Genomic DNA, 11,800 nt, shown 5'->3' on the forward strand with positions numbered 1-11,800 from the left:
CCTTCTTTTCTAAAAGAGTGTTTGATAGATGGTTAGAATGGAGTAGTTAAACCTACTAAGGAGGCACCTAAAGTGACTGATAAAAAAACATTTTATATTACAACACCTATTTACTATCCAAGTGGAAAATTGCATATTGGAAATGCCTATTCAACAATTGCGTGTGATGTTATGGCACGATACAAAAGAATGCAAAACTTTGATGTTTTCTATTTGACAGGTAGCGATGAGCATGGCCAAAAAATTGAAAATAAAGCCCAAGAATTAAACATTACGCCTCAAAAGTATGTCGACCAAATGGCTGAAGACATGCAAAAATTATGGAAATTATTAGAAATTAGCAATGATAAATTCATCCGCACAACTGATCCTACACATGAAAAAGCTGTCGCAGATATTTTTGAACATTTTTTAGCCCAAGGAGATATTTATCTTGATGAATATGAAGGCTGGTACTCTGTTCCAGATGAAACGTTCTATACTGAAACACAATTAGTGGATATTGAACGTGATGACCAAGGCACTATCATTGGCGGGAAATCACCAGATAGTGGACATCCGGTAGAGTTGATTAAAGAGGAGTCTTATTTCTTTAGAATGAGTAAATATGCGGATCGTTTATTGGCTTACTACAATGAACATCCAGATTTCATTCAACCTGAATCGCGTAAAAATGAGATGATTAACAATTTTATCAAACCTGGCTTGGAAGATTTAGCTGTTTCACGCACGACATTTACTTGGGGTGTTAAAGTACCAAGTAATCCGAAACACGTCATTTACGTGTGGATCGATGCATTGGCAAACTACATTACTGCACTTGGCTACGGCACAGATGATACATCATTATTTGATAAATTCTGGCCAGCAGATGTGCACATGGTCGGAAAAGAAATTATTCGTTTCCATACGATTTATTGGCCAATCATGTTAATGGCTCTGGACTTGCCATTGCCTAAAAAAATATTTGGACATGGCTGGTTGTTAATGAAAGAGGGCAAAATGTCTAAATCTAAAGGGAACGTTGTCTATCCAGAAATGCTAGTAGAGCAATATGGACTAGATGCTTTGCGTTATTATTTGATGCGTGAAGTAACTTTTGGAAGCGATGGCGTGTTCACTCCAGAAGACTTTGTCTCTCGTGTGAATTACGATTTAGCAAATGACTTAGGGAACTTACTCAATCGTACAATTGCGATGATCAACAAGTATTTTAATGGAGAAGTTCCTAAATATTCAGGAAACGTTACAGAATTCGATGCTATCTTAAAAGAAACAGCAGAAAAAGTTTGTGTGGATTACCAAAATGAAATGGAAAATATGCAATTTAGCAGTGCATTAAGCCATGTTTGGGTATTGATTTCACGTGCTAATAAATACATTGATGAAACTGTGCCATGGAAATTAGCAAAAGAAGAAGATAAGAAAGATGAATTAGCGAGTGTAATGGTTCATTTAGCAGAAACGCTTCGTATTTCAGCTGTGTTATTGCAACCCTTCTTGACTCACGCACCTAAAGAAATTTTTGCTCAATTAGGAGTTGAAGGAGAATTTGCTGGAAACTGGTCAACCGTTCAGTTTGGCTCATTCCCTGAAAATACTACGGTAATCAAAAAAGGTACGCCTATTTTCCCACGTTTAGATATAGATGTGGAAGTTGCGTACATTAAAGAGCAAATGGCTGGCGTTCCTGATCAACAAGAGCAAGAAGCTGAAGAGGAAACGAAATGGGATCCTTCAGAAACTGTTTTAGCGTCAACAAAAGAGAAACAAATTAAGTACGACGATTTTGATAAAGTCGAATTAAAAGTTGCTGAAGTAATCGACTGTCAAAAAGTAGAAGGAGCAGATAAGCTCTTGAAATTCCGTTTAGATGCTGGGGATGAAGGTCATCGTCAAATTCTTTCTGGTATTGCAGAGTGGTATCCGAATCCAGAAGCTTTGATTGGCAAAAAAGTTGTAATCGTTGCGAACTTGAAACCACGTAAAATGCGCGGAGAGGTCAGTCAAGGAATGATCTTGTCAGCTGAAAAAGACGGAAAACTACAAATTATTGAAGCGCCGAGTGAAGCCCCAAATGGATCTGAAGTTGCTTAAAATCCTATAAAACGAATACCCTGCTGGAAACTCATTTAGCAGGGTGTTTCTGTTAAATAAGAACAAGAAAGGACGATACGATGTTGTTTGATACGCATACACATATTAATGCAGAAGAATTTGATCATGAAGTTCCAGAAACTGTACAGCGCGCACTTGAAAGTGATGTGAGTAAAATGGCTGTAGTAGGGTTTGATACTGAAACGATCGAAAAGTCGTTAGCTTTAAGTAAGGAATACAAAGAAATTTATAGTATTATTGGTTGGCACCCTACTGAAAGCTATTTGTATACTGAACAAATTGAAGAGAAATTGTACCATCAATTGCAATTACCAAAAGTTGTGGCTATGGGAGAGATGGGCTTGGATTATCACTGGGACACTTCTCCAAAAGATGTTCAAAAGGATGTCTTTCATAGACAAATGCAAATTGCCCGAGAGCTGAACATGCCTATTAGTATTCATATGAGAGATTCAATTGAAGATACGTATAAAATCCTGAAAAAAGAACATGTTGAAGATATTGGCGGTATTATGCACAGTTTTAGTGGCGATACATTATGGATGGAACGTTTCTTAGACTTAGGCATGCACATTTCTGTAAGTGGTGTTATCACGTTTAAAAATGCGCCTGAAGTAAGAGAAGTAGCTAAAGCTGCGCCGTTTGATAAATTATTGATTGAAACAGATGCACCTTACTTAGCTCCCATGCCTTATAGAGGAAAACGTAACGAACCGGCTTATGTGAGGTTTGTAGCGGAAGAAGTGGCTAAGCAGAGAGGCATTAGTTATGAAGAAGTGGCTCAACAAACCATGCAAAATGCCAATCGCTTGTTTAGGTTAGCTTAATGGAAAAAATAAAAGAAATTATAGTTGTTGAGGGCCGCGATGATACAAGACGTATTTTGGAATCGGTTGAAGCAGACACGATTGAAACGAATGGTTCAGCTATTGACGAAGAAACGTTGAAATTAATAAGAAAAGCCCACGAAACAAGAGGTGTTATTGTTTTTACAGATCCTGACTTTCCGGGTGAAAAAATCCGGAAAATCATTTCGCAAGCTGTTCCCGGAGTGAAACACGCTTTTTTGACAAAAGATGAGGCTAGAGCAAAGGGTAAGGGCAGCTTAGGTATTGAACATGCTTCACCTGAAGCGATACGCACAGCACTATCAAAGTGTTACACCGAAACCATAGCTAAAGAGTCGCTCATCTCACAAGAATTGTTAATGGATGCTGGCTTGATTATGGGGCCTTTTGCTCGAAAGAGACGAACAAAACTGGGTGAAAAACTTAATATTGGTTACACTAATGGAAAACAACTTCAAAAGAGATTGCAAATGTTTCAAATCTCACCTGAAGAAGTTGTAACAGTGATGCAACAAATTTTGGAGGAAGAAAATGACAACACGTAAAGATATTGCAACCCCATCAAGAACCAAAGAAATAATGGAGAAATACGGTTTTTCAGTAAAGAAAAGTTTAGGCCAAAATTTTATTGTGGATCCTAACATTTTAAGCAACATTGTAGCAGTAGCTAATATCGATAAAAATACAAATGTTATTGAAGTTGGTCCTGGAATAGGCGCTTTAACGGAACATCTTGCAAGAGCGAGTAAGGAAGTTATTGCTTTTGAAATTGATAATCGTTTACTACCAGTATTAGCGGATACCTTAAGTCCGTATGAGAATGTTTCAATTGTTCATAGTGATGTGTTGAAAATCAATTTACAAAAAACCTTGCCAGAAATGATCGATTTAGAGGAACCTTTAGTTGTAGTAGCTAATTTACCTTACTACATTACAACACCTATTATTATGCATTTTTTAGAGACACCTGTTCGAATCGATGGTTTAACGATCATGATGCAAAAGGAAGTAGCCGAAAGAATAACAGCTGCTCCCGGCAGCAAAGCTTATGGATCGTTGTCTATTGCTATTCAGTATTATATGGAAGCTGAAGTCGCTTTTATTGTTCCTAAGACAGTCTTTGTACCTCAACCAAATGTTGACTCTGCTATTATTAAGCTAACAAGAAGAGAGACACCAAGTGTAATAGTTAAGAATGAAAAGTCTTTTTTTGCACTTGTTCGTTCGGCTTTTGTGCAAAGACGGAAAACACTTTGGAATAATTTATTGATCAGATACGGCAAAGAAGAAACTACTAGAGAAAAATTAACCCAAGCATTAGAAGTCGCAGGCATTGATCCAAAGCGTCGTGGGGAAACATTAAACTTAGAAGAATTCGCCCGTTTATCAGATGCAATCGATGAAATTGTATTAAAATAAGATTAATTTTTATTAACTTTAAAGAGCTAGGTCAGTTGTACCAATGGTTTTTGAAGTTGATAATATGAGAGAATTATTATTTGTACCAAAGGTTTCCTTGTGGTATACTTGTAAAATTTCATTCTGTATGGTATAATGGCATCAGACGAGTGAGGTGAATCTGATGCCAAGTACATTAGCAGACATTAAAGAAAGCTTAGATGATCATTTAGGTAAAAAGATTATGTTGACCGCGCAAGCTGGTCGTAAGAAAAAAACCGAACGCAAAGGTATTTTAGCAGACACATATCATTCTGTGTTTGTGGTTGAGCTAGACCAAGATGAAAATGCATTTGAACGTGTCTCATATAGTTATACAGATGTTTTAACTCAATCTGTAGAAATTGAATTTATTGAAGAAGAAAAACGTCAATTAGCTTAATTATTAAAAGAGAATAGAAAACAGTTGACGAGCTATAAATTGCTCGTTTTTTTGTACCATCAAAAGAGAATTGATATTTTTTTAGTGTGGGGGATTATTAAAAATGGGGAATATTCATCATATAGAATTAAACGTTTCTGATTTAGAAAACTCTATTGGTTTTTGGGGCTGGTTTTTAGAGGAATTAGGCTACCAACCTTTTCAAGTTTGGGATGAAGGAAGAAGCTGGAAAAAAGAGGAATCGTATTTAGTATTTGTTCAAACAAAAGAACAGTTTATTTCTGAAGGTTACCATAGAGGACGTACAGGTCTGAATCATTTAGCATTTCAGGCAAAGTCCCGGCAGCAAGTAGACAATCTAGCAAAAAAACTAGAAGAAAAAGGGATTAAAATTTTGTATAAAGACCAACACCCATTTGCTGGTGGAAAACAACATTATGCAGTGTTTTTTGAAGATCCAGATAGAATTAAAGTAGAATTTGTAGCCCCTATTACATAGAAAAAGAAAAGAACTGAGACGAAATGTTTCAGTTCTTTTTTTATTGATCTAAGTAGTTTATGTGTAATTAACCTATTAATAAGTCAATAACTTGCCTTTTTTTTAATATTTAAATTAAATTATGACTTTCATGCTTTTCAAATGTTTTTATTTAAGCTAGTATGTTCTACAGACAATACAAATACTGAGGAAAGGAGTGAAATGTAAATGGAGATCATAGAAAAGGCTCCTGCTAAAATTAATTTAAGTTTAGATGTTTTGCATAAAAGAGAAGATGGTTACCATGAAATGAAGATGGTAATGACTTCAGTTGATTTGGCAGATCGCATAGTGCTAAAAACAATTGAAGGAGATCGAATTGTTATTCACTCAACTAATGGTTTTTTGCCCTTAGACCAAAGAAATCATGCTTATAAAGCAGCAAAGTTGTTAAAAGATACCTACCATATTGAAAAAGGCGTCGATATTACTATAGAAAAAAATATTCCAATCGCTGCTGGTTTAGCCGGTGGTAGCAGTGATGCGGCTGCTACTTTAAGAGGACTGAATCGTTTGTGGAATTTAAAGTTAACAAAAGAGGAGCTAGCTACTCTAGGAGAAGAAATTGGTTCAGATGTACCTTATTGTATTTATGGTGGAACCGCGTATGCTACAGGTCGTGGTGAAAAAATTCAACAAATAAAAGATATCCCTCAGTGCTGGGTAGTGTTAGTTAAGCCTAAAAAAGGCATATCGACCTGGACTGTTTTTGAAAATCTTTCATTTGAACAATTGGTTCATCCGGAAATCCCTCAGATGTTGACTGCTATTGAAGCCGATGATTACAGCCAAATGGTTAATAGTACTGGTAATGCCTTAGAAACTGTATCAGCTGTAAAGCAACCCGATATTAAGCGAATCAAAAAGAAGATGATTCAATTTGGAGCAGATGCTGCTTTGATGAGCGGTAGTGGCCCTACAATTTATGCTTTATGTAAGAAGTATTCTAAAGCTCAGCGAGTGTATAATGGCTTAAAAGGATTTTGTAATGAAGTTTACTTAGTGCGAACACTAAAATAAACTAAAAAAATGAAGTTCAAAGATGTGAAAATCTCTCTTATTTTGATAAGAGAAGTTCATGTCTTTTTTTCTTGACGCGCAATGTAGATAATGATAAGCTACATAAGGAATTTCAAATAGTAATGATTACGATTTGAAGAAGAGAGCTAACTAAAAAGCAGCCAATTTAAGTATTAGATGAATATAAAGGAGATATGTGTTCGATGAATAAGAAAAAGAGAATCGTGTTAATGACACTAGCATCTATAATGATGCTGCTAGTAATAGGGTGTGGAAATCAGGAAAGCACACAACAAGGAACAGATAAATTAAATGTAGTGACAACTTTCTATCCAATGTATGACTTTACAAAGAATGTTGCTGGAGATGAAGCTGAAGTAACCTTATTATTAGAAGCCGGGACAGATACTCATGGTTATGAACCGAGTGCAAAAGAAGTTGCCGCTATTTCAGATGCGGATGTATTTGTTTACAATAGTGAGGAAATGGAAGTATGGGTTTCAAGTGTTTTAGAGAGTATAAATACAGAAAATACAGTGATTGTTAATGCAAGTGAAGGCATTTCATTTTTGGAATCAACAGAAGAAGATCATCATGACGAAAATGAAGAAGAAGGCCATCACCATGAAGTTGATCCTCATATTTGGTTAGATCCTGTGCTTGCTCAAGAGGAAGTAACGACTATCAAAGAAGGATTGGTTGCTGCAGATCCAGAAAACGAAGAAATATATGAAACAAATGCAACTCAGTACAATGAAAAGTTACAGGCACTGGATCAAGAGTTTACTAATGCCTTTAGTGACGCAACGAGTCGTGTTTTTGTGACTCAACATGCAGCTTTTGCGTACTTAGCGAATCGCTATGATCTGGAACAAGTTTCAATTGCTGGAATTTCAACCGAAGAAGAACCAAGCCCCGCTAAATTGGCTGAATTACAAGATTATATAAATGCGAATGATATCCATTACATTTACTATGCAGAAACATCTTCTAGCAAAATTGCAGAAACACTCGCTAATGAAACAGGTACAGAGTTAGAAATTTTAAATCCAATTGAAGGCATTACAACTGAGGATCAAGAAAAAGGGACAGACTATATTCAATTAATGAAAAATAATCTAGCTGCGCTTCAAAAAAGTATTCATTAAGGAAATGGGTGTAATAAACCTTTCCTATAGACAAAAGAAAGAAGGGGTATTCATGCATTACGTTGAAGTAAAGGACTTATCTTTTTATTATGATGAAGAACCGGTTTTGGAAAACATTTCTTTTACGGTTGATCCAGGCGAATTTGTTATGCTGACAGGAGAAAATGGTGCGGCAAAATCTACGTTATTGCGCAATATTTTAGGTTTGCTGCAACCAACGAAAGGAACGGCTAAAATTTCTGCTGTAAATAAAAGAAATGAACCTTTAGCAATTGGCTACATTCCACAACAAGTGGCCTCATTTAATGCTGGTTTTCCTAGTACGGTATTGGAGTTGGTTCGATCCGGTCGTTACCAAAGAGGAAAATGGTTCAAGCGTTTAGATGCAGAAGACCATATACATGTTGAACGCTCATTGAAATCAGTTGGTATGTGGGATTTACGCCATAAAAAAATTGGAGAACTTTCTGGGGGACAAAAGCAGCGTATTTCGTTAGCCCGTATTTTTGCTACAGATCCAGATTTATTTGTTTTAGATGAACCCACCACTGGTATGGATCTAGACTCCAGAACAGAGTTTTACGAATTATTAAAACACAATAGTGAATTTCATGGCAAAGGTATTCTAATGGTAACGCATGATCATGAAGACATAAAAAAATATGCGGATAGACATATTCAGCTTATCCGAAAGGAGGATTCACCATGGAGATGTTTTTCTATGGATTCATGCAGCGAGCATTCCAATCTGCATTCTTAATTGCTGTTATTGCCCCTATTCTAGGATTATTTTTAGTTCTTAGAAGGCAATCATTGATGGCAGACACATTATCGCACATTTCTTTAGCTGGGATTGCGTTAGGATTATTTTTAAATATCAATCCAACCTTTATGACTTTAGTTGTCGTAGTGATTGCAGCTGTAATCATTGAGTATCTAAGTATGCTGTACAAGTCTTATTCAGAAATTTCTATCGCTATCTTAATGTCTGCTGGAATGTCCGTAGCACTTGTTTTAATGAGTTTGAGTAGTGGTGGATCCACGACTACTATTCAACAATACTTGTTTGGTTCAATTGTGACGATCAGTCAACAACAGATTTACTTGTTAGTGGCCCTATTTGTCATTGTTGTGGGTTTGTTTTTAGTCTTTCGTAGACCAATGTATGTGTTAACCTTTGATGAAGATACTGCTTTTACAGCGGGTTTACCAGCACGGATGATGTCAATTCTTTTTAATGTAATCACGGGAGTTACTATTGCAGTTGTCATGCCTATTGCAGGAGCTTTACTAGTATCAGCTATTATGATTCTGCCAGCAGCTATTGCTATGCGCATTAGTAAAAGTTTTTATTGGGTCATTCTTGCAGGCATTCTTGTAGGTATCGTAGGAATGTTTTCAGGTTTAACGGTCTCCTATCAATGGGGCACTCCACCAGGCGCGACGATTACCTTAGTATTTATCGTTATTTTTATCCTTACAACAGGAACAATGAAAATCGTGCAGCAGATGAAATACAAAAAAAGCCGTTCTTAAGGAATAGAAAATAGGCAAAAGGATTGAGAATTTTCTTGGTCCTTTTTTTTTCGCAAATTAAAAGAAAGTGAATGCGAAGGTTCGTGTTTTTTTTTATGAGAAAACCTTAACAAAAACGAATGTTTTTATAATAATACTTAAAAAGCTACCTTTTTATATGAAAAACACGTATAATGATGTTTGATAGAACTAATGACCTGGCAAAACCTAATAAAATGAAACTATAGAAAAGGTGAAAATAATGAAAATAAAAAGAAGTGAACGATTGATCGACATAACGCGTTATATGCTGGAGAGACCGCATACGTTAGTGTCACTTACCTATTTTGCGAACCGCTACGACTCTGCTAAATCTTCTATTAGTGAAGATTTAAGTATAGTGAAAAAAACATTTAGAGAACGAGGCACAGGAACTTTGGAAACAGTCCCTGGAGCAGCAGGAGGGGTGCGCTACATACCCGAAATTGCAGCAGATGAAGCTGAAGAATTTGTAAAAGAAATGTGTGAACGTTTATCTGAATCAGATCGGCTACTACCAGGCGGCTACGTTTATTTATCTGATTTACTTGGACAACCAAGTGTTTTACGTCAAGTCGGGAAAATTATTGCAACGAAGTATTTAGAACAACCGATTGATGCTGTAATGACAGTGGCGACAAAAGGGGTTCCAATTGCTCAAGCAGTATCAACATACTTGAATGTACCATTTGTTATTGTGCGTAGGGATTCTAAAATAACAGAAGGTTCTACTGTAAGTGTGAATTATGTTTCTGGATCGTCTGATCGTGTTGAAAAGATGGAATTATCTAAACGCAGCTTAAAACGTGGATCTCGAGTATTGATTGTAGATGACTTCATGAAAGGCGGCGGTACGGTTAACGGTATGAAGAGCTTGATTGAAGAATTTGAAGCTGAGCTGGTGGGCATCACAGTTTTTGCTGAATCTACTTTTAGTGGTAATAGAATGGTAGATGAGTATACGTCTCTTTTATGTGTAGACGATGTGAATGTTCGCGAAAAAACAATTCATGTACAACCAGGAAACTATTTTACCAACTAAAGAATAGCGAGGATAAAGGTGAGTCTAGTACCTTTGTTCTCGCTATTTTTAATTGGTTTTTTATTTCTTATTTTTTACTTGTAACAGAAGTGTAAGCTATCTCATATATATTACTTCTTGAAAACTGATTATGTATAAGCTATCATAAAATAGGAGACTTTGTAGTAAAAAGTCTTAGCTTAATTAAACTAAAATGAACAATAAAAAAAGAACAAAATAAGATAGGAGTTTATATAATGCCACAACGTTATGCAGTGATATTAGCAGCAGGACAAGGTTCAAGAATGAAATCTAAGTTATACAAAGTGTTGCACCCGGTTGCAGGTAAACCAATGGTTGGACATGTAGTAAGTCAAGTTGAAGCTATAGGCGCAGATAAAATCGTAACGATTGTTGGAGTGGGCGCTGAGAAAGTAAAAGATTATCTTGGCTCGCGTTCTGAATACGCTATTCAATCTGAACAGTTGGGAACGGGACATGCTGTTATCCAGGCTGAAGAATTATTAAAAGACAAAGAAGGAACGACATTGGTTATTTGTGGAGATACACCGCTATTAACTGCTGAAACGTTAACGCATTTATTTGATAATCATCAAGAGCAAGGAGCAAAAGCAACTATTTTAACGGCACATGCAGAAAATCCTACTGGATATGGTCGAGTGATTCGTAATGAACTAGGAAATGTCGAGAAAATAGTGGAACAAAAAGATGCGAGTTCAGAAGAATTACAAGTACAAGAAATCAATACTGGAACCTATTGTTTTGATAATCAATTATTATTTGACGCTCTTAAACAAGTTGGGAATGATAATGTTCAAGGGGAGTACTACTTACCAGATGTAATTGAGATATTAAAAAAACAAGAATACGTCGTTTCGGCTTATAAAATGGATAACGAAGAAGAAGCGTTAGGTGTAAATGATCGGATTGCTTTAGCTGAAGCAACAAGATTAATGCGAAGCCGTATCAATAAAAAACATATGCAAAATGGGGTTACTTTTATTGACCCGGCAACAACGTATATTGATAGTGACGTAGAAATTGGTTTGGATACAGTTATAGAAGCAGGTGTTAGCCTTAAAGGGACTACCACTATTGGAGAAGATTGTTTTATTGGTTCAAATTCTGAAGTTTCAAATAGCAAAATCGGGAACAATGTTCGTGTAACAAGTTCCACTATCAAAGATTCTGAGATGTCTGCTAATAGCAATATTGGACCTTACAGTCATTTGCGTCCAAATAGCAAAATTGGAAATTCTGTTCATATTGGAAACTTTGTTGAAATCAAAAATGCGACAATTGCGGAAGATACTAAAGTAGGTCATTTAACGTATATTGGTGATGCTGATTTAGGGAAAAATATTAATGTAGGTTGCGGGACTATTTTTGTTAATTATGATGGAAAAAACAAACATCGTACAACTGTTGGAGATAATGTGTTTGTAGGCTGTAATGCTAACTTGATTGCACCTATCACAATTGAAGAGAATGTTTACATTGCTGCGGGTTCAACGATAACTAAAGATGTTCCTACTGAATCACTTGCGATTGCACGGACTCGTCAAGAGAATAAACTGAACTATTTTGACCGTTTGTCACATTAAAAGTTGAATAAAAACTCTTTAAATACTTGATTTTTAGGTGAGAAGTATCTACTATTAATATGATATGTAGTAAATAATTTGTAAATAA

General features: G+C 36.0%; 12 protein-coding genes. All 12 read left to right on the forward strand.

The window, feature by feature from the left end; all coding sequences use genetic code 11:
* Positions 1-72: 72 nt before the first annotated feature.
* The 12 genes from metG to glmU all read left to right on the forward strand — a co-directional run bounded on the left by metG (position 73) and on the right by glmU (position 11,712).
* Positions 73-2,097, forward strand: coding sequence for a methionine--tRNA ligase (gene metG / locus BLT48_RS09715; protein WP_089977633.1), 2,025 nt, complete (start codon positions 73-75; stop codon positions 2,095-2,097).
* 80 nt (positions 2,098-2,177) lie between these two features.
* Positions 2,178-2,945 carry a TatD family hydrolase gene (locus BLT48_RS09720; RefSeq protein WP_089977636.1) on the forward strand — a complete coding sequence of 256 codons (768 nt, stop codon included), beginning with the start codon at positions 2,178-2,180 and terminating at the stop codon, positions 2,943-2,945.
* Positions 2,945-3,511 carry a ribonuclease M5 gene (rnmV, locus tag BLT48_RS09725; protein WP_089977639.1) on the forward strand — a complete coding sequence of 189 codons (567 nt, stop codon included), beginning with the start codon at positions 2,945-2,947 and terminating at the stop codon, positions 3,509-3,511. The genes BLT48_RS09720 and rnmV overlap by 1 nt, the downstream gene beginning before the upstream one ends.
* Positions 3,498-4,385 (forward strand): 16S rRNA (adenine(1518)-N(6)/adenine(1519)-N(6))-dimethyltransferase RsmA, encoded by an 888-nt coding sequence (rsmA, locus tag BLT48_RS09730; protein WP_089977642.1) that lies wholly within the window; start codon positions 3,498-3,500, stop codon positions 4,383-4,385. The genes rnmV and rsmA overlap by 14 nt, the downstream gene beginning before the upstream one ends.
* 163 nt (positions 4,386-4,548) lie before the next feature.
* Complete coding sequence (locus BLT48_RS09735; protein WP_035021144.1) at positions 4,549-4,806, forward strand: Veg family protein; 258 nt, start codon at positions 4,549-4,551, stop codon at positions 4,804-4,806.
* Positions 4,807-4,909: 103 nt separating this feature from the next.
* Positions 4,910-5,305 carry a VOC family protein gene (locus BLT48_RS09740; protein WP_089977644.1) on the forward strand — a complete coding sequence of 132 codons (396 nt, stop codon included), beginning with the start codon at positions 4,910-4,912 and terminating at the stop codon, positions 5,303-5,305.
* 207 nt (positions 5,306-5,512) lie between these two features.
* Positions 5,513-6,364 (forward strand): 4-(cytidine 5'-diphospho)-2-C-methyl-D-erythritol kinase, encoded by an 852-nt coding sequence (ispE, locus tag BLT48_RS09745; RefSeq protein ID WP_035021147.1) that lies wholly within the window; start codon positions 5,513-5,515, stop codon positions 6,362-6,364.
* Positions 6,365-6,558: 194 nt separating this feature from the next.
* Positions 6,559-7,512, forward strand: a complete 954-nt coding sequence (locus tag BLT48_RS09750; RefSeq protein WP_089977647.1) for a metal ABC transporter substrate-binding protein — start codon at positions 6,559-6,561, stop codon at positions 7,510-7,512.
* Positions 7,513-7,564: 52 nt separating this feature from the next.
* Entirely contained in the window at positions 7,565-8,272 is a 708-nt protein-coding gene (locus BLT48_RS09755; protein WP_035021150.1) for a metal ABC transporter ATP-binding protein, read from the forward strand.
* Complete coding sequence (locus BLT48_RS09760; RefSeq protein ID WP_035021151.1) at positions 8,218-9,048, forward strand: metal ABC transporter permease; 831 nt, start codon at positions 8,218-8,220, stop codon at positions 9,046-9,048. Before BLT48_RS09755 ends, BLT48_RS09760 begins: the two co-directional genes overlap by 55 nt.
* Positions 9,049-9,289: 241 nt before the next feature.
* A complete protein-coding gene (gene purR / locus BLT48_RS09765) occupies positions 9,290-10,108 on the forward strand; it encodes a pur operon repressor (protein ID WP_035021152.1) in 819 nt (272 codons plus the stop codon).
* Positions 10,109-10,344: 236 nt separating this feature from the next.
* Positions 10,345-11,712, forward strand: coding sequence for a bifunctional UDP-N-acetylglucosamine diphosphorylase/glucosamine-1-phosphate N-acetyltransferase GlmU (glmU, locus tag BLT48_RS09770; protein ID WP_035021153.1), 1,368 nt, complete (start codon positions 10,345-10,347; stop codon positions 11,710-11,712).
* Positions 11,713-11,800: the final 88 nt, after the last annotated feature.

It is taken from the genome of Carnobacterium viridans, assembly GCF_900102725.1.
GTDB classification, from domain to species: domain Bacteria; phylum Bacillota; class Bacilli; order Lactobacillales; family Carnobacteriaceae; genus Carnobacterium_B; species Carnobacterium_B viridans.